Annotated in this window: 13 protein-coding genes; 6 read left to right on the plus strand and 7 right to left on the minus strand. The window is 69.6% G+C overall.

The genetic code is table 11. From position 1 onward, the window contains the following. Window positions 1-196: 196 nt before the first annotated feature. The 5 genes from KEG57_RS26890 to KEG57_RS26910 all read right to left on the minus strand — a co-directional run bounded on the left by KEG57_RS26890 (window position 197) and on the right by KEG57_RS26910 (window position 6357). Entirely contained in the window at window positions 197-550 is a 354-nt protein-coding gene (locus tag KEG57_RS26890; protein WP_272425317.1) for a hypothetical protein, read from the minus strand. Further along, window positions 547-4116, minus strand: coding sequence for a sigma 54-interacting transcriptional regulator (locus KEG57_RS55735; RefSeq protein ID WP_272425316.1), 3570 nt, complete (start codon window positions 4114-4116; stop codon window positions 547-549). The genes KEG57_RS26890 and KEG57_RS55735 overlap by 4 nt, the downstream gene beginning before the upstream one ends. A 180-nt stretch (window positions 4117-4296) precedes the next feature. Next, entirely contained in the window at window positions 4297-5136 is an 840-nt protein-coding gene (locus tag KEG57_RS26900) for a DUF2520 domain-containing protein (protein WP_272425315.1), read from the minus strand. Further along, entirely contained in the window at window positions 5136-5738 is a 603-nt protein-coding gene (gene nadD, locus KEG57_RS26905) for a nicotinate (nicotinamide) nucleotide adenylyltransferase (RefSeq protein WP_272425314.1), read from the minus strand. The genes KEG57_RS26900 and nadD overlap by 1 nt, the downstream gene beginning before the upstream one ends. Further along, entirely contained in the window at window positions 5719-6357 is a 639-nt protein-coding gene (locus KEG57_RS26910) for a hypothetical protein (RefSeq protein ID WP_272425313.1), read from the minus strand. Before KEG57_RS26910 ends, nadD begins: the two co-directional genes overlap by 20 nt. Window positions 6358-6448: 91 nt before the next feature. On the opposite strand from KEG57_RS26910, the gene KEG57_RS26915 reads away from it, so the two are divergent. Then, the gene (locus KEG57_RS26915) at window positions 6449-7690 is read left to right on the plus strand and encodes a 2Fe-2S iron-sulfur cluster-binding protein (RefSeq protein WP_272425312.1); all 1242 of its coding nucleotides are present in this window, start codon (window positions 6449-6451) and stop codon (window positions 7688-7690) included. Here the strand turns inward: KEG57_RS26915 and KEG57_RS26920 are convergent. Continuing rightward, complete coding sequence (locus tag KEG57_RS26920; RefSeq protein ID WP_272425311.1) at window positions 7677-8357, minus strand: heme exporter protein CcmB; 681 nt, start codon at window positions 8355-8357, stop codon at window positions 7677-7679. The two genes, KEG57_RS26915 and KEG57_RS26920, sit on opposite strands and share 14 nt — an antisense overlap. Before the next feature lie 95 nt (window positions 8358-8452). Here KEG57_RS26920 and gltX point away from each other — a divergent pair, with 95 nt between their 5' ends. The 4 genes from gltX (at window position 8453) to KEG57_RS26940 (ending at window position 13265) form a co-directional block, all read left to right on the plus strand. Beyond that, on the plus strand, window positions 8453-9913 hold the full coding sequence (gene gltX / locus KEG57_RS26925) for a glutamate--tRNA ligase (protein ID WP_272425310.1): 1461 nt from the start codon (window positions 8453-8455) through the stop codon (window positions 9911-9913). Window positions 9914-9919: 6 nt separating this feature from the next. After that, window positions 9920-10876, plus strand: a complete 957-nt coding sequence (locus KEG57_RS26930) for a CPBP family glutamic-type intramembrane protease (protein WP_272425309.1) — start codon at window positions 9920-9922, stop codon at window positions 10874-10876. Window positions 10877-10969: 93 nt separating this feature from the next. After that, complete coding sequence (locus KEG57_RS26935) at window positions 10970-11656, plus strand: lytic transglycosylase domain-containing protein (protein WP_272425308.1); 687 nt, start codon at window positions 10970-10972, stop codon at window positions 11654-11656. Window positions 11657-11882: 226 nt separating this feature from the next. Then, the gene (locus KEG57_RS26940) at window positions 11883-13265 is read left to right on the plus strand and encodes a KamA family radical SAM protein (protein ID WP_272425307.1); all 1383 of its coding nucleotides are present in this window, start codon (window positions 11883-11885) and stop codon (window positions 13263-13265) included. A gap of 325 nt (window positions 13266-13590) precedes the next feature. Here KEG57_RS26940 and KEG57_RS26945 read toward each other — a convergent pair whose 3' ends face one another. Next, complete coding sequence (locus tag KEG57_RS26945) at window positions 13591-14805, minus strand: helix-turn-helix transcriptional regulator (protein ID WP_272425306.1); 1215 nt, start codon at window positions 14803-14805, stop codon at window positions 13591-13593. Between the two features lie 345 nt (window positions 14806-15150). Between KEG57_RS26945 and KEG57_RS26950 the strand changes: the two genes are divergently transcribed. Then, window positions 15151-19086: a MopE-related protein gene (locus KEG57_RS26950; RefSeq protein ID WP_272458889.1), complete on the plus strand. Its 3936-nt coding sequence runs from the start codon at window positions 15151-15153 to the stop codon at window positions 19084-19086. The last annotated feature ends 267 nt before the right edge of the window (window positions 19087-19353 follow it).

The raw sequence follows: 19353 nt of genomic DNA on the forward strand, positions 1-19353 counted from the left end.
GACGTCCCTGATCGATCGTCCGCCCGTTATGCGCCTAGAACATCGATCGGTTTGACAACCGATCGATGTTCTAGGCTTCTCTCGTCCCGAGGGGGACGCCTCGCGTCCCCCTCTCGGCCAGGCGGAGCCCGGCCGATTCACCCCCCGAGGCGAAAACCGCTTCGCGATCTCGCAGAGCGCCGAACCGTTCGGCGCTCTAGTCTTGCTTCGTCCCGGTGCCCGGCGAGCTCTGCGTGCCGGCGCCGGGGACCCACGGCAGCGGATCCGGGCCGCTGCGCGTCTCGGGATCACACCCGCCGGGCTTCACCGTGACGATCTCGTTCCACGGCAGCGGATCCGGCATGTCGTCGGTCTGCGGAGGCGGCTCGTCGGGCACGCTGGGGGTGCCGCGATCCGACTGATCTTCCGCGTCGGAAGAGCTCGCCGCGAGCTCCTCGGTGGCCTCGTCGATCGCGGCGCTCTCGTCAGGCGCAACCAGGCACCCCGTGAGCACCGTCGCGACGAGTGCGAAGAGACCTCCGAGCCCGAGCGATTGTCTCCCAACGTTCATGATCCGTCCTCCGACGCACTGCCCAGTCCGTACTGCTTCACGAGCTGCGAGAGCCGTGGCCGCTTCATCCCCAGAAGCACCGCGGCGCGGGTGATGTTCCCGCCGCTCTCCTCGAGCGCGCGCGCGATGCACTCACGCTCGATCTTCCGCTTCATGTCGCTCAGGCTGACGCCCGAGCGGACGTGCGCGTACGTCACCTCGACCGGCGTCGCGTCGCCCTCCCCCTGCGACCTTCGCTCGGCGAGCTGAGAGCCCCCACGCGTGTCCTGCGGCTCCGCGGACGAGGGCGGCGACGAGCCCCTCGTGATCTCGGCAGCCACGCCGCGCATGTACTCGACGTTCGTCGTGAAATCCTCGAGCTCGATGACGTCGCCCTCCGCGAAGAGCGACGCCGCGCGCAGCGCGTTTTCGAGCTCGCGCACGTTGCCGTGCCACGCGTGGCGCATGAGCGCTTCGATCGCTCGATCGGAGAGCCGCTTTTGCGGCTCGCCGCGCTCTTGCGCGATGCGCGCGAGCAAGGCCGACGTGATGAGCGGCATGTCCGCGATGCGCTGGCGCAGCGCGGGCACCTCGAGCACGACCTGCCGTAGCCGGTAGTAGAGGTCCTCGCGGAACTCACCGCGCGCCACCATCGCGCGGAGATCGCGGTGCGTGGCGCAGAGGATTCTCACGTTCGCGCGGATCGGCTGGGCGCCGCCGACGCGTTCGAAGCTCTTGTCCTCGAGCACGCGGAGGAGCGCGACCTGCGTGCGCTGCGAGATGTCGCCGATCTCGTCGAGGAAGATCGTGCCGCCCTCGGCGAGCTCGAAGCGGCCGCGGCGCCGCGCCTGCGCGCCGGTGAACGCGCCCTTCTCGTGGCCGAAGAGCTCGGAGAGCAGGAGCGTCTCGACGAGCGCCGAGCAGTTCACCTTGACGAGCGGGCCCGCGCGGCGCGGGCTCATCTCGTGGATCGCATCGGCGACGAGCTCCTTGCCGGAGCCGCTCTCGCCGTGGATCAGCACCGTCGTGTCGGCCTTCGCGACCTTCTTGATGGCCGTGAGCAGCGCGAGCATGCTCGCGTCGCGCCCGACGATCCGCTCGATCGCCGTCACCGACGAGCGCGACGGCGACGAAGCGCGCAAGGACGGCGGAGGAGCGTTCAACGACGGCGAGGAGCAGCCGGGGCACGACGCCTCGCCGCATCGCTCGCAAGGCCTGAGCCCCGACTCGCTCGCACGCGGCGCGCGCGCTTCGAGCGCCGCGAGCCCACGAAGCTCGGGACGCGCGAGGAAACGCTCGCGGATCCCCTCGGGCAGAGACGACGCCATGCGATCACGCGAGGCGAGGGCCGCTTGCAGGTGCACCTCGGCCTCACGCGCATCGCCCCGCGCAAGCTCCGCGTGGCAGAGCAGCACGCGGGCCTCGCGTTCGAGCTCCGGCGCGTCCGCTTCCCGCGCGAGATCGAGCGCCTCCTCGGCGGCGCCGTCCCACGGATCACCGGCGGCGCGCGCCCGCGTCGCTTCGAGGAGCGCGACTTCCGCGCGCGCCAGCGTCGAGCTCGCGTGCGCCCGCGCGCGCTCGATCGCCTGCGCGGCGCGCGTCACGTTGCCATCGTCGAGCGCGATACGCGCCGCGAGGCAGTGGCACTCGCAGAGCTTCGCGCCGTTGCTCGAGCCGCTCGCACCTGCGATGGCCGATGCGAGCTCGGCCCGCGCTTCGAGCGTCCTGCCACGCGCGAGGTGGATCCGCGCCGCGACGAGCGCGAAGTGCGGCGCGCGTGTCCCCGGGATCGCCGGCCCGCACGCCTGCCGTCCGAACGCGAGCGTCTGCTCCGCCTCGGCCACGAGCCCGAGATCGAGCCGGAGCTCCGCGAGGTTCGGGATCACGGTGGCGAGGAAGAGCCGCTCGCGGATGCGGCGGAAGACCTCGATCGCGCGCTCCGAGAGGTGGAAGGCCTCCGGATAATCGCGCTTCAGGATGGCGATCGTCGCGAGGTTCGTCAGGGCGAACCCGACGGCACGATGCTCGCCGCGCGCCGTACCGTCGTCGAGCACGGAGGCGAGCATCGGCCGCGCCTCGTCGAGCCTGCCGGCCGAGAGCACGGCGATCGCGCGGTTGAGCCGCGCGCGAAGCTCCGTGATCCCCTCGCCGCCGCACGCAGCTTCCCACGCGTCGGCCGCGAAATGCGCCTCCGCCTCGCTCCACGACGCCGCCGCGAGCAGGAGCTTGCCGAGCACGTTGCGCGCCCCGAGCCGCGTCGCGAGATCCGCCGCGCTGCCCTGCGCTTCCTGGGCAAACCTTCGCGCCGCTTCGAGATCACCGGCCGTGTACCGGACCTCGGCGAGCTCCACGGCCGCACGCGCGCGCGCGCCGGAGGCATCCGCGCGGCTCATCGCGCGTTCGAGCACGATCGTCGCCGTCGTGAGATCTCCCTCGGCGCTGAGCGCTTTGCCGAGCGTGATCATCACCTCGGGGGCGTTTCCATCCCGCGCCGCCGCGGCCCGCGCGAACCCCGTCGCTCGCTCCGCATCACCGACACGAAGCGCGAGCTCTGCCGAACGCAGGAGCGCCTTCGTCGTCGACGCATCCGAGAAGAGCGCGAGAGCCGCCTCCCAGCGCCGCCAGAAATCCACCCGCGCCGACGGCTCTGCCACGCCGGCGAGCGCGCGTGTCGCGAGCATCTCCGCCCGTTCCGCGTCGCCCGCGCGCGCCCAGAGCTCGGCCGCGCGGAGCATCGCCCAGGGATCGAGCGGGAAGACCGCTTCGAGCGCGCTCGCCACCGCGACTGCATCGTCGCGATCGGCTTCGAGCTCGATCGGCGCAGCCCCCGTGAGCTTCATCGATCCCGCCGCGTCGATCGTCGCCGCGCCCCGCGCGACGAGCGCCTCCACGTCCGCGCTCGCGCCGAGCCGACTGACCTCCGCGGCAGGCAAGCTCCGCTGCGCCAGCGCGAGCCGCGCGCAGAGACGCCTCTGCGCCGGTTCGAGCGCGATCGGCTCAGTGCGCCCGTCGAGCGGTGCGCGTCGCGCCGCCGACCACCAGCGCTCCAGCGCTTCGAGCCTTCCCTCTTCCGCGCCGAGGCGAAGCTCGGCCGCCTGCGCGATCGCCTCCCAGAAGCGACGTAGATCCTCCGGCGATGCGATCGGATCGATCTGCACGAGGCGCGCGCCCGCCGGCGCCGAGGCCACCTCGCGCAGCACGAGCACGAGCGGCGCTCCTCCTGCGCGGGGAGGGGTGCTCACGAGGCGCGCCATCTCCTCCACGACCGCCTGTCCCCAGTGCGTCGGCGTGCCTTCGGACACGACGATCATCGCGCCGTTCGCCGCAGAGGCGATCCGCGCCGCCACGAGGCGTGGCTCCACCACGTCGACGATCCCCATCTGCGCGGCGATCTCGCGCCAGGGTTCGTCCCACGCGACCTCGGCGACCCGCAGGCACGCGCGCCCGATCACCTGCGCTCGCCGCGCCGCGTGCGCGCCCACGGCCTCCAGCGTCGCGCGCGGCCCGTGCAGCACCACGAGCCCGCTCGCGCCCTTCGCGCAGAGCAGATCGTCGACCGCCGCGAGCCCGCGAAGCGTCACGCGCACCGAAGGCGCTGCTATCACCGCCCCGGAAGGCAGCCCGCCCGCCTCCCCGGAGAAGACACCTTCGGTGCGAACACCCGAAGCTTCTTGAGGTGAAGACCGATCGAGCGGAGAAGTGCGAGGTTCGGCGTCCGCCACGGCTTCACCAGCGTACGGTCGGCGGCTCGCCTACCGCAACGTTTTTCAGGTGCCGCTCGGCGCCTTTTCCAGCACCGTGACGATGGCGTCGAAGCTTTCCGCCGACGCATCACCCAGGGCGCGCGCGAGCGGCACCTGCAGCTTGGAAGCCGCCACGTAGAGCGGCACGAGGTGCGGCGCCGCGCGCGAGAGCATCTCGAGATGCCGGCCCACGCCCGCCGCGTCCCCGCGCCGCACCGGCCCCGTGAGCGCCGCCGGCAAACCCATCGTTTCCACGTTGTCCGCGACGCTTCGAAGGAGCGGGCCCAGCATCGCCGCCGCCGTGTCCGCCGGCACGCCTGCGCGTCCGAGCAGATCCACCCCGCCCGCGGCGAGCGCCGCGGCCCCGTTTGCCACGAGCCCGGCCGCCGCGTGGTAGAGCACGCGATCGAGCCCGGGGATGGTCCGCGGCGTCATCCCGAGCTTCCGCCCGATCGCCGATGCGGCCCGCACGGCGCGCGCGTCTCCGTCCACGTGGAGCTGCCCGCGCGTGAGCGACGGCGTCACCTCCGGCGACGCGAACGAGATCATCGGGTGCATCTGCGCGACCGCGACGTTCTCGCTCCGAAGCGGCGCGAGCGGCTCCGGGCCGAGCGCGCCCGCGCAGTGCACCACCACCGTCTTTTTGTGCCCCAACAATCCCGCGTCCCGGATCCTCTCCGCGAGCGGCTGGAGCTCCCGATCCCGCACCGCGAGGATCACGAACGGCGCGTCGATGCGCCGCGAAGGCAGCCCTCTCCGTTGCGGGCGCAGCGTCACCACGTAGCCCGCGCTGCGCAGCGCCCGCGCGAGGCCCGCGCCGACCTTGCCCGCGCCCAGGATGAACACGTGGTTCTTCTCGGCCATCAGCTCCTCCGGTAGAGCCCGCGCTCGGCCGCGTACGCGAGCACCTCGCGCGGCACGAGTGTCTCCACGCGCTCGATCTCGCCGCAGCCGATCGCGTCGCGCACCTCGGTGCTCGAGATCTTCGGCAGCATCGGCTCCGGCGCGCCTTCCGTCGTCACGCCCGCGCGGCCCACGAAGAGCGGCGGCGCGATCTCCGCGATCCGATCGAAGCGGTGCCACTTCGTGAGGTCCGCGATCACGTCGGCGCCGAGCAAGAGGCGCATCGACCAGTCCGGGTGCTCTGCCGCGAGATGCTCGAGCGTCCGCAACGTGAGGCTCTCGCCGCCGAGCTCGCGCTCCACGGTGGAGACGCGGACGCGCGGGATCCAGGCGAACGCGAGCTCGCACATCGCGAGGCGATCCTCGAACGGCGCGAGCTCCTTGGCGAACGGGTGCCTGTAGACGGGCACCACGAGCACCTCGTCCACGGGCTCCGTCGACAGCACGTACACCGCTGCGAGCACGTGCGCGACGTGCGGCGGGTTGAAGCTCCCTCCGAACACGGCGACCCGATGCCGCGGCGCGGCCGCGGGCGCCTCCGGCTCATCCGCTGCTCTTGCCATCCTGCACCCGCATCTTGATGCCGGGCAGGCTTGGCCCTCCGCCCAGCATGTCCTCTGCGGTGACCGCCCCGCTCGCGTTCCGGATCTCCACGCGCACCCCGCCCGACTCCGCCTCTTCGAGCAGGGCCATGCCTCCGCCCGGCGTCCCGATCGGCCCCGGCGAGAGGAACATTCGCGAGCCGATCCGCTTCATCGTCGGCTCCTGGCTCCGCCCGAACACGAGCAAGCTCGCGGCCGCGATGTCGTCCTGATCGAGGATCGCCTTGTCGTAGACGAACACCGCCACGCGCCCGTCGATGAGCTCGATCGATCGGAGCTGGCGGTTCGGGATGCTCGTCAGCACGCGGAGGCGCGACCGCGCGCGCTCGGCCGCGACGTAGGCGTCGATCGCCTCCGGCGTCGCGCGCGCGCATCGCACGGCGGCGCGGGCGAAGAGGACGTCCTCGCTCGGGTTCGCGTCGACGAGCCGGTACGCCCAGGCCTTCGCCACGAGATCGAGCGCGCCGTCGTCAGACAGGTAGATGATCTTGTCGACCTGGACCTCGTCCAGCAGGAGCTGCGCCGCCCGTGCAAGCGCGGGCAGATCTCTGTTGGCCGGTCCGAGGATGCCTAGGCGCATCGGTTCGAGAGGGTAGATCAGGCGCGCGTTCTCGTGGACGTTTGTTTGCGGGGGCCGCCCCCGAGTTTGCCGTGCTATAGGGCCCTGGCCCATGTTCCGGCGTACGCGGGCCTTCCGAGATCCGATCACGATCCACCTCGACGGCTCGCCGGTGCGGGCCGAGCGGGGCGAGCCGCTCGCTGCCTCGCTCCTCGCCGAGGACAAGTTCATCCTGGCGCGGAGCCCCAAGCTCCACCGCCCGCGCAGCGCGAGCTGCTTCCGGGGCGGGTGCGACGGCTGCCTCATGCGCGTCGACGGCACGCCGAACGTGATGACGTGCCTTCACGCGACTCGGGGAGAAGAAGAGGTCGAGGCCCAGAACGTCATCGGCTCACGCCAGGCCGACCTTCTGCGCGTGACGGACTGGTTCTTCCCGAAGGGCATCGACCATCACCACTTCATGGCCGGCGTCCCTGCGCTCGGAACCATCATGCAGACGATGGCCCGCAAGATCGCGGGCCTCGGACGGATGCCCTCGGAGATCGAGGCGCCGCGTCCCGCGCGCGTGCTCGAAGCCGACGTCGTGGTCGTCGGCGCGGGCCTCGCGGGCCTCGTCGTCGCGCAAAAGCTCGGCGCCGCGGGCGCGCGGGTCGTGGTCGTCGACGATGGCCTCTCGCTCGGCGGCTCGCTCCTCGCCCTCCCTGATCACGCGCCGCTGCTCGAATCGATCCGCGCGACCGGCGAGCTCGTCTTTTCGCGGGCCACGGCGGCCGGCGTCTACCTTGGGGATCTCCTCGTCGCTGCGGAAGAAGGCGCCGTCGTGGTGCGCGCGCCTGCCAAGGTCTTCGCGACGGGCGTGCACGACGGCGTATCGGCGTTCCCGGGCAACGATCTTCCGGGGGTCTTCTCGGCGCGCGCGCTCTGCCTCCTTCATGCGTACGGCATCGAGCCCGACGGCCCCGTCGTCGTCGCGGGCGAAGGATTCTGGGCAGACGAGCTCGCGCGGCGGCTCGGCGATCGTGCGGTGCGCGCGGCGGCTTCGGCGATCGCGGGGGTCGAGGGCACGGGGCAGGTGAAGCGTGTTCTCTTGCGTGAGCGCGCCGAAGAGGAGCGCCGCATCGATGCGGAAATCCTCGCCCTTGCGCTGCCTGGCGCACCTGCGTTCGAGCTCGCGGCGCAGGCGGGAGCCGAGGTTCGTTTCGATCCGGCGCGCGGCTACGCGGTCGCGTGTGAGGAAGACGGCACGGCGGGCGAAGGCATCTGGGCCGTCGGCGAGTGCACTGGCATCGACTTCGATCCCGACGTGATCACGGCTGCCGCCGAGCGCTGCGCCGCCGCGATCACCCGTCGATGATCGTATCGAACAGCCCCACGCCGCCGGCGGTGAACACCGTTCCGAACACGCCCATCAGCGCCAAGTAATCGAAGAGCTCGCTCGTCTCCGCGCCGCCGAAGAGCTCACGTGTGCCGGCCACGGCGGCGAGCAACGTCGGCGCGAGCAACGGAAAAAACACGCTCGCGAGCACGAGATCCCTCGCCCGCGTGCGCACCGTCATCGCGCCGAACAGCGTCCCCACCGCGGCGATCCCCGGCGTCGCGAACAGCGCGATCAAGACGAGCCCCGGCGCCATCCGGATCAGATCGACGGAGAAGAGCAGCGCGCTCACGGGGACCACGATCGCCTCCACGAGCCCCACGAAGATCGCCACGCTCACGGCCTTCCCCGCGAAGATCGCGCCACGCGACACGGGCAACACGAGCAAACCCGCGAGCGCGTTCTCCTCGCGCTCGCGTTGCCACGTCCGCCCGACGGCGAGCACCGACGCGAACGCGACGGAGACCCAGATCACCCCGGGTGCCACGCCTTCCGTTGCTTCCTGTCCTGCGAAGAACGCGAGGGACGCGATGACGGCGACGAGCACGGCGAAGAACCCGCTCGTGGTCACGATCTCGCCCGTGGACAGCTCGATGGCGAGGTCCTTGCCGGCGATGAGCGCTGCTTGCTTCAGGAATCGTTTCACGTGCGAGCTCAGAGGCCGACGGTATACACGCGCTCGCCGAGCGTGAGCACGCCGAGGCCGACAATCGAACCGAAAAATGCTACAGCGCGGGCGCCATGGCACAAGGCAAGCCTCGCGTTCGATTCGCTCCCTCTCCGACGGGCTACCTCCACATCGGCGGGGTCCGGACCGCGCTCTTCAACTGGCTCTGGGCGCGCAAGACCGGCGGCACGTTCGTCCTGCGCATCGAGGACACCGACCAGGAGCGGAGCACACCGGAGAACGAAGCGATCATCCTGCGCGAGCTGCGCTGGCTCGGCCTCGGCTGGGACGAGGGCCCCGAAGTAGGCGGCGAGCACGGCCCGTACCGGCAGATGGAGCGGCTCCCGATCTACCAGGAGTTCGTGGAGAAGCTCATCAAGGCGGGCGCGGCCTATCGTTGTTATTGCACGAAGGAAGAGCTCGACGCCCAGCGCGAGGCGCTTCGAGCCCGCGATCCGAAGGCCCAGTTCCGCTACCCCGGCACCTGCCGCGACCGCACGGGCCCGGCACCCGATCGCCCGTTCGTCATTCGATTCCGCGCGCCGAGCTCGGGCTCCGTCACCTACCGAGATCTCGTCTTCGGCGAGGTCGTCACGCCGAACAACACGCAGCAAGACGCCGTGCTCATGCGTTCGGACGGCGTCCCGCTCTACAACCTCGGCGCGGTCGTCGACGACATCACCATGGGCATCACGCTCGTGGCGCGCGGCCGTGATCACATGATCAATACGCCGCCGCAGATCTTGCTCTATCAGGCGTTCGGCGCGGAGACACCGCAGTTCGCGCACCTGCCGATGATGCTCGCGCCCGACGGCCAGAAGCTCTCGAAGCGGCACGGCGCGGTCTCCGTCGGCGAGTACCGCGAGCGCGGCATCCCCGCGGTCGGCCTGCTCAACTACCTCGTCCGTTTCGGCTGGTCCTTCGGCGACGAGGAGATCTTCACGATGCAGGACCTCGCCCAGAAGTTCAGCTGGGAGAACTGCAGCAAGGCCGACGGCAAGTTCGACGCGAAGAAGCTCGCGGCGATCGCGTTCGAGCACCTCAAGTCCCCCACGCTCACGCCCGACGACGCGTACCTCGACGCCACGCTTCCGTTCCTCGAAAAACGCGGTCTTTCGGGCTTTGATCGCGAAGCCGTCCGCGCGGTCCTCCCGCTCATCCGCGAGCGCGCGCAGACGTACGCCGACGCGGCCGACGCGCTCGACTACTTCTTCCGCGATCTGCCCGTCTACGACGAGAAGGCCGTGAAGAAATTCCTCGTCGCGGACAAGGCGCCGCACCTTCGGGCCGTGCGGGATCTCTTCACGTCGATCGACGATTTCTCCGCGAAGAACCTGGAGGCGCGGTTCGGCGAGCTCCTCGCCGAGAAGAAGCTCGAGATCAAGGACGTGGCGCAGCCCGTTCGTGTCGCGGTCAGCGGCCGGACGGCGACGCCGGGGCTCTTCGACGTCCTCGCGCTCATCGGCAAGCCGCGCGTCCTCGCGCGCCTCGATCACGCGCTCTCCTTGATCGCTGCATCGTCCGGGGCGAGCTGAGCCGCGATGTTCGATCTCGCCTCGACGCTCCTCGCCGCGGCGGCGGGCCCGACGGGCGCGCGCGCCGCGCCGACGCTCTTCGAGACGGCGACCAAGGCCCTCTTCCCCGTCGCCGCGTACCTCGCGCTCGCGCCCGTCCTCTGGTTCTTCTTCCGCGGCACCTGGCGCGAGCTCGACGTCGCGGCGCACGAGCACCAGCGAAAAACCCTCGCTTCGGGCTCGTACGATTATCGCCCCGCGGTGCTCTTCGTGACCACCGCGCTCGTGCTCACGCTCCAGGAATACTATGGCGGCCGTGATTTCTATGAAAATCACCTGAAGCCATTCCTGCGCGAGCTCGAAAAGCAGGGCGGATTCGGCGTCGATCTCCGCAAGTGGAACGAGCTCTACGGCTACGGCTGGTGGGCTTTTACTCGCGTGTTTGGTTACGTCGCGGTCCCGATGATCATCTGGAAGATCTGCTTCCGGAAGGACAGCCTGCTCGACATGGGCTTACGGGTCCGCGGCTTCTTGAAGCACGCGTGGATCTACGGGCTTTGCCTTGCGGTCGTGGTCCCGGCGGTCGTGATCGTCTCGCGGGCCCCCGATTTCGGCACGTATTACCCGTTCTACAAGCAATGCTCCCGCTCGTGGTTCGACCTCGCGATGTGGGAGATGATGTATTTCGCGCAGTTCTTCGCGCTCGAGGTCTTCTTCCGGGGCTTCTGGCTCTCGGGCCTGCGCACGACGCTCGGCTCCGGGGCGATCTTCGCGATGTGCGTGCCATATTGCATGATCCATTATGGCAAGCCTTACCTCGAAGCGGCCGGCGCCGTGGTCGCGGGCATTGCGCTCGGCTCGCTGGCGATGCGCACGAAGAGCATCTACTCGGGCTTCCTCGTGCACGTGACGGTGGCGCTGCTCATGGATTTGCTGGCGCTCTCCCACCGAAACGCGCTGCCCACGTCGCTCTGGGGGCCCTGAGCCCCGGCCCGCACGGTTCGCGGGAAGCTTCTGCCCACCTCGTCGGTTCGGCCCCTGATGCCGCCGCCCGATCGTGTGCTATCCTGGCCTCGCTTGGCCGCTTCTTCGTTCACCTCCGCCCGCTCTGTCCTCGGCCTCCTCGGCCTCGGGGCGGCGCTGCTCGTCGTTCCGGGCCACGCGCGCGCCGATATTTACACCTACACCGACGCGCAAGGAAACGTGCACGTCACGAGTCAGCCCGTCCAAGCTGGAAAATCGGGCGGAAAGATGGATCGGATCTCGAGCGGGGACGGCACGAAATCGCGCAAGAAGGCCGCCCAGCTTTTCACGGTGTCGATGCCGAGCGACCGGTCGCCGGAGCGTTTTGGACGGTACGACTCGTGGATCCGTGAAGGCGCGCGTCTTTATCGCCTCCCCGAGGAGCTGATTCGCGCGGTCATCAAGTGCGAGAGCGACTTCGATCCGCGCGCGGTCTCGCCCACGGGCGCGCAGGGCCTGATGCAGCTCATGCCGGCGACGGCGCTGCGAATGCAGGTGCGTGACGCCTTCGATCCTCGCGAAAACATCCTCGGCGGCTCGCGTTATCTGCGCGTGCTCGCGAACATGTTCAACGGCGATCTCGAGCTTACGGTGGCGGGATACAATGCGGGCGAAAATGCCGTGATGAAGTACCAGGGCATCCCGCCGTACGAAGAGACGCAAGGGTACGTCGGGTGCGTGGTCGGCCATTACCGCAGCTTCAAGGCCCTCAACGGTGAGGGGCTCCGGTCGGCCCGCTAGGCGGGCCTTCCTCTGCCCCCCACACCCCCCGCCTGTTCAAGCGGGGAGCGGATGCAACGCAGCGCAGCAATCGGGAGGCATCACCCGTCCCTGGAGACCCCGGGGCCGCCCCTGTGCTAAGATCGGCCCTTCCTGCGGGTTGCACGGACGCCCGATTGTTCTATATGGCGCTCGTCAGCCGGGCGAGCCCGAGGGCCGCCGTCAATCACCCGCTTGGGGGCGAACCATGACTGCCCAAAGCCTCGTCGAGCTCAGCAAACGCACCTACGAAATCGTCCCGCTCAAGCCCCCCGTCGATCCGGCGAGGCTCGAGTACAAGAACTTCAAGGAAGCGCCGGACTGGCGGAGGATTCCCGCCTATGCCGACGTCACCGAGGAGCAATTCCTCGATCACCGCTGGCAGTCGAAGAAATCGATCACCCGGCCCGACAAGCTGCTCGAAGCCCTGCGTGATCTCGTCTCCGAGGACTTCATCAAGGACGCGACCGAGGGCTTTGCCCGCGCGCCGATGAGCGTGCGCGTCTCGCCGTACCTGCTTTCACTCATCGACTGGAACGACCCCTATCGGGATCCGCTGCGCACCCAGTTCATCCCGCTGAAATCGCGCTTTTTGCCGGATCACCCGAAGCTCGGGCTCGACTCGCTGCACGAGCGCGCGGACGCGCCGGTCCCAGGGCTCACGCACCGCTACGCCGACAAGGCCCTCTTCCTCCCGCTCGATACCTGCCCGGTCTACTGCCGCTTCTGCACGCGCAGTTATGCGGTCGGCATCGACACCGAGGAGGTCGAGAAGACCCACTTCAAGGTCGACGAGGATCGCTGGCGGGCCGCGTACACGTACATCTCCTCGCGGCCCGAGCTCGAAGACATCGTGGTCTCGGGCGGCGACGCGTACAACCTGCGCCCCGAGCAGATTCGCTCGATTGGCGAGACGCTGCTCGGCATGTCGAACATCCGGCGCATCCGTCTCGCCACGAAGGGCCCAGCCGTGATGCCGCAGAAGATCCTGACGGACAACGAGTGGATCGACGCGGTCACGTACATCGCCGACCTCGGCCGGAAGCTGCACAAGGAGGTCGCGGTCCACACGCACTTCAACAACCCGAACGAGATCACGGGCATCACGCGCGACGCGATGCAGAAGCTCTTCGAGCGTGGGATCCGTGTGCGCAACCAGAGCGTGCTCATCCGCGGCGTGAACGACGATCCGGAGACGATGAAGCTCCTCGTCAAGCGCCTCGGCCACCTCAACGTGCAGCCCTATTACGTGTACGTGCACGACCTCGTGAAGGGCGCCGAGGACCTGCGCACGACCGTGGCCACAGGCGAGCTCATCGAGAAGCACGTGCGTGGATCGACCGCAGGCTTCAACACGCCGACCGTCGTCGTCGACGCCCCCGGCGGCGGCGGCAAGCGGGACGTGCACTCGTACGAGTTCTACGATCGCACCACAGGCATCAGCATCTTCGAGGCCCCGAGCGTCAAGCCCGGCCAGAAGTACCTCTACTTCGATCCGATCGATCGCCTCCCGGACGAGGGCCGCGCCCGCTGGGCCGACCCTCGCGAGCATCAGGCGATGATCGACGAGGCGATGCGCGCGATTTCCTGAAGCCGCGTCGCTGGGGCTTCGCCCCAGGCCCGACCAGGGGCTGTCCGCCCCTGGACCCGGACCAGCCAGGGGCTGGACCCAGGGTCGATGAACTGCGCGATGCGCAGTTCATCGAACAGGTCGAGGCAAGACCAGCGACGACCCTGAAAGCCAAGACAGCCGCGCTGCCATTTCGACTGGCAACGCTGTTCCTGATCTTGCCACCGGCTCGTGGAAGAACCGCGCATCGCGCGGTTCTTCCAACTCGAGTCCAGGGCTTGCCCTGGTTCGGGTCGAGGGGCGAACAGCCCCCGCGGGGCCCGGGGCAGCGCCCCGGCTCCACGCTTCACGACGAGCGGCTCTTCTTCACCTTTGGTCGATCCTCGGGATCGGCCTCGTAGTTCGCCACTGCTTGCTCGAGCTCTCGCTTCACGCGCGTCACGAGATCGGCTGGCTCGAGCACGCGTGCTGTCTCGCCGAAGCCGAGGACCCACGACGTCAGCTCCGTCATGTCGCCGATGTCGAGCGAGAGCCGCACGCCCCCGCCTTGCAGCTCCTCGATCACCTGCGACGGGTGCACCTTTCGGGTCCGTACGAAGTCGGCGACCTTTGCGCTGAAGTCGATCACCACGTGCGTCGACGCGCCGCCCGACCAGATGCCGAACGTGCCCTGGAAGTAGTCTTCGACCCGGAAATCTGCGGGCAAATCGAAGCGCTCCGTCGTCGCGCACTCGGTGTCGCGCATGCGGTCGAGCAAGAACGTGCGGATCTCGCCGCGCCCGGCGTGCAGACCGACGCAGTAGATCGCGTCCTTGTAGAGCACCATCGCGTACGGGTGGATGACGACCTTGTCTTCGCGCCCGTCCTTCGCGCGGCGATACCGGCACGAGAGCGGCCGCAGATCGGCGACTGCCTGGAAGAGATCGTCGAGCGCCTCCGTGTGTGCTGCGTAGTCCTTCGGCGCGAACGGCAGGTAGAGGAAGCGCTCTTCGAGACGCGCGTCGGCCACGCCTGCGTTTGGACCGCGGCCGGGGCGGCGCGCGACGCCGAGGAGCTGCTGCGCTGCGAGGTCGATCTCTTCGTAGAGCGTCGAGCCGCGCATCGGCTCGAACAGGCGCCGCGCGGCGAGCAGCGCGTAGGCCTGCGTCCGGCGGACCTCGACGCGCCGGGGCGCTTCGCCGGGGGCGAGACGCCAGAGACGCGTCCCGCCGGGCTTGCTCGTGGTCGAGACGAGGTCGAGATCGCGCCGCACCTCCGCGAGGTAGCGGCGCATCGATCGCGGCGTCACGTCGAGCTCGCGGGCGAGCTCGTAGATCGTCAGGCCCTTTGGGTGCCGCTGCAAAAGCGCGCGCAGCGTGTCGAGGCGCCGGTGCTGCGTGAAGGGCCCCTTGGGCCGGCCGCGCGGGCGCGTGGATGACGCGGACGATGCGCCTTGCGGGCTCGCTTGCGGCGCTCTTGCTTCGGACGCTGCGGCGCGGCCTGCGCTGGCGAGCGAGGCGGGCGCGGCGCGGCGCGCGGAGGAGAGGGCATCGCGTCCAGTGCTCGAAGTGCTGGATCCCACGGTATGAATCTTCGTGTATCGCAACGCGCGCCTGCGGGAAAGCGCGTTCGTGGCCGCGCCTGACGGGCTTCGCCTGCTCGGGCGTCTTTGGGCGCTCCTCCGGGTTCGTCCTGGTGCGCGGCTCGGGGATCGGGCCCGGGGGCGCGCGTGTCCACGTCGAATGCTTGACTGCCTGCGCGACCGTGCGCGGCGGCCTTCTTCTGAAATTGGGAACATCGCGCCTTGCTGGATCGCGCGCATGCGTGCGACCATGGAGCGTTGGCGCGCGTGCGTGCTCTGCAGCTCCTCCGCGACCCCGGGGGAGATGCGGGACCCGCCTGACCGGGCCAGCGGGGACAGGACACGATGTTCACCAGGGTTCGTACACTTCTTGGGCAGCGCTCGGTACAGGGGAAGGTCGGGGCGATCGTCGGCCTCGCCGCCACGCTCGCCGCCGTGCGCCCGGCGCTCGCGGAGCCGGCGGCGTGTTTGTCCTTCGATCCTGCGGCGTGGCCGGCGCCGTCGAAGCCCTACTTCATGGTGATGTTCGACACCTCGGGTTCGATGACGGACCCGGTCGGGTCGAACAATTCGTGCGGCTACGTGAATGATCGCCTCGGTCATGGTCGCTGCGCGATAAAAAATACCTTCCAGGCGTTCGCGGGGCAGGCGAATTTCGGGCTCGCGACCTTCGCCAAGGTCCAAAAGGGCTGCGACGCCGCGTGTACGCCTGCGCTCTGCCTTCACAGCGACTTCCCCGGCAACGCGGACAAAGCGGGCTGCGGCCCGGAGCCCGGGACGTGCGGCAGCCCGCCCGTGGCCCAGCCGAACTCCGGCTGCCGCGACGGCGCGAACATCGTCGTCCCGCTGCTCATCGACAACTATTACAGCCCGCCGCCGAACCCCTCGAACATCGGCGAGCTCCTCAAGTGGGTCGACAACGACTGCTCGGATCAGAAGGAGCTCTTTGCGCAGGGCAACACGCCGCTGAACGGCATGCTGCGCAGCGCCTACCGGTACTTCTCCGAGGGCTGGGCGAGCCCCGTGGTCGCGGGCCTCGTGCACCCCTCGCCGCTCGGGACTCTCGCGCAGGGTGAGCGGCCCTGTCGCTCGGTCAACGTCATCCTCGTGACCGACGGCGGCGAGAACTGCGACACCGTCGACGACGCGAAGGACGCCGCGGCGGATCTGCTCACAGGCTTCACGAAGAGCGGCATTACCTGGAGCATCAAGACGCACGTCATCGACTTCGGCCAGGTCGGCTCGCAAGCCGACCAGATCGCGGCCTCCGGCGGCACGGGCGCGGCGCAGGACGCGGCGAACGAGGCCTCGCTCAGCCTGGCCTTCGCGAACATCATCGCCGGCGCGATCAAGCCCGAGAGCTGCAACAACGCCGACGACAACTGCAACGGCTGCACCGACGAGGGCTTCGTCCACTACTGCAACAAGGGACAGACGTGCTGCGCCTGGTCCACGCCGGCCCAGCGCGCGACCTGCCTCACGAACTACAAGGCCACGATCTCCACGGCCGATCCCGACGGCGATCTCACGCTGCTCCCCTGTACGACGGCGGCCCAGCAGCAGGATCCGGCGAACTGGCTCTGCTTCAACCCGAAGGAGACCTGCGACAACGTCGACAACAACTGCGATCCCGAGACTACGATCGACGGCGACCCGCAGAACACGGTCGACGAAGGCGTCTTCAAGTGCGGCAACCCCTTGCACTGCCCCACCACCGAGACGTGCAACGGCCAGGACGACGACTGCGACGGCCTCACCGACGAGGGCCTCGGCGCCTCCTGCACGTGCAAGCCCTCGCCCGAGGTCTGCGACGGCTGCGACAACGACTGTGACGGCGTCGCGGACAACGGCATCCCCGCGATCCCCTGCGGCCTCACGACCCCCCTGAACTGCGCGGGCACGCTCTCGTGCAAGCCGCCGCAGAACGTGCCCATCGGGACGTGCGCCCCGAGCGGCGGGTACAACACCTGCCAGAACAACCCGATGACCGAGACGTGCGACGGCGTCGACAACGACTGCGACGGCACGATCGACGACGGCGTCGCGGCGACCGAGTGCGTGCCCGTGGGCACACCGTCGAACCTGAACTACGGCCCGAACAGCCAGTGCAAGAAGGGCACGCAGCCCTGTGGATCGAGCGTCTGCGCGGGCTTCGTGGGGCCGAGCGCCGAGCTCTGCGACGGCATCGACAACGACTGCGACGGAACCGTCGACGAGAGCCCCTTCGGCGTCGGCACGCCGTGCGGCGTGAATCAGCCGCCGTGCACGACGGGCCTGACGGCCTGCGTCAACGGCGCGCTCGTCTGCCAGGGCGGAACGCAGCCCCAGGCCGAGGTCTGCGACGGCGCGGACAACGATTGCGACGGCACGATCGACGAGACGCCGCTCGCGGACGCGCCGGCCGCCGGCATGAACGGATGCTGGACGAACCCCGGCAACTGCTGCACGTTCGGGAACCTGCAATGGTGCCCGCCGCCGGGCGGTTCCTGCAATGGCACGGGCATGCTCACGGCGCCCTGCAACACCGGCAAGCTCGTCTGCCAGGGCCTGCAGAAGTGGGTGTGCGCGACGCCGAAGGCCCCCGAGCCCGAGGCGTGCGACGGCCTCGACAACGATTGCAATGGCGTGGTCGACGACGGGAACATCGCCCAGGTTGGCGAGCCCTGCGGGAGCGACACGGGCGAATGCCAGATCGGCGCGCTCGCGTGCAGCGCCGGCGTGCTCGATTGCATGGGTGACATCGGCCCCACGAAGGAGCTCTGCGACGGCAAGGACAACGACTGCGACGGCACGATCGACAACGGTATCGTGGCCGGCGAAGTGTGCACCGTCATGTACGACAAGACGCTTTACCCCGGCGATCGCAGCGCGGCGCCGTGCCAGCCGGGCGTCTTGCAATGCGACGGGCAGGGCGGCGGGAGCTGCGCGGGCGGCATCGGCCCCTCGCCCGAGGTCTGCGACGGCCTCGACAACGATTGCGACGGCAAGGTCGACGAGAGCGGCCCCGCGCCGGATGGCATCGACGGCTCGGCGAACCCCGCCCCGCCGCCGGCCGTGAACATCGGCGATCCTTGCGGCCTCAACGTCGGCGTCTGCGCCGAGGGCACGTATGGCTGCGTCAATGGCCAGCTCACGTGCATCGGCGGCATGGAGGCCACGAACGAGGCCTGCGATTGCCTCGACAACGACTGCGACGGCACGACCGACGAGCAGGATCCGGGCAAGCCGAAGGTCTGCAGCACGGGCAAGGAGTGCGTGAAGAGCGGCAATTCGTGCGCGTGCGCCTCGCCTTGCAAGGGCGGCGAGTTCCCCTGCCCGCCCGGCCAGAAGTGCGAGAACGTCACAAAGAGCGAGACCGGCGAGTCGCTCGATTTCTATTGCGTCCCCGACAACTGCGGCGATTGCTCGGTGAAGACGGTCAAGGACGCGGCCGGCAACGTGATCTGCGCGCCTGCCGACACGCCGGCCGACGCGAATTGCAACAAGCCGCCCGTGTGCGTCTGCAAAGGCCAGGCGGGCTGCAAGGATCCTTGCGATGGCGTGAGCTGCCCGAGTGGCCAGGTCTGCGCGAATTTCGGGGCGAACCTCGGCAAGTGCGTGGTGGACACCTGCTACAACGTGCCTTGCCTCGGCTGCAACAAGGCGTGCAACCTCGGCTCCTGCGTGGACAACCCCTGCGTGCCCGGCGCTTGCCAGCCCGACGAGGTTTGCAAGCCGAGCGCCGATTTCACCTCGTTCTCGTGCGTCCCGACCTGCGCGGACGTCGATTGCGCGGCGGGCACGACCTGCAAAGACGGCGCGTGCGTCCCGACCTGCGATCCGGCGTGCGACGGGGGCGAGACCTGCGACATGGGCCAAACCCCGCCGGTCTGCGTGCAAAACAAGTGCGCCGGGGCCTGCTCGAACGGCGGCTGCTGCGACCCGCTCACGGGCGCGTGCGGCAACTGCCCGTGCGAGGGCGTCCTTTGCCCGAGCGGGCAGGTTTGTCACGGCGGCGAGTGCGTCGATCCCATGGGCGGCACGGGCTCGGGCTCGGGCTCGGGCGCGGGCGGCGCGGGCGGCGGGGGCGGCGCGGGCGGCATGGCTGGCGCGGGTCCCGGCGCGGGCGGCTCTGCGGGTGCGCCCGACAAGGGCGTCTGGGGCCTCGCGACGGGCGGCGGCGGATGCGCTTGCTCCGCGGCCGGCGATACGCGCTCCTCGACTGGCTGGCTCGCGCTCCTCGGCTTGCCCCTGGCCTTCCTTCGCCGGCGTCGTTCGGGACGCGACGCGAAGGCTGCGTAATTCCCCAATCGAATCACTCACGGCCGCGGCGGGGCTCGGTCTCGCCGCGGATCGCCATTGTGTCAGCCCGCGGGCGTAGACGAGCCGAGGGGCCGTAGCTCACGGCGCCGACGAAGACCCCACGCCGGTTCGGCGCAGAGAACGAGCTTACTTCCTGCATCGTCGAGCCGAACCGCCAGCCCTTCGACACCCGCTTCCCCCGGGGCTGCGCCTCCGCCCCACACGGAGCCCGCCTCGGGGCATCACGCGGCCTATCCTGCCGAAATC

Source organism: Polyangium jinanense (assembly GCF_028435365.1).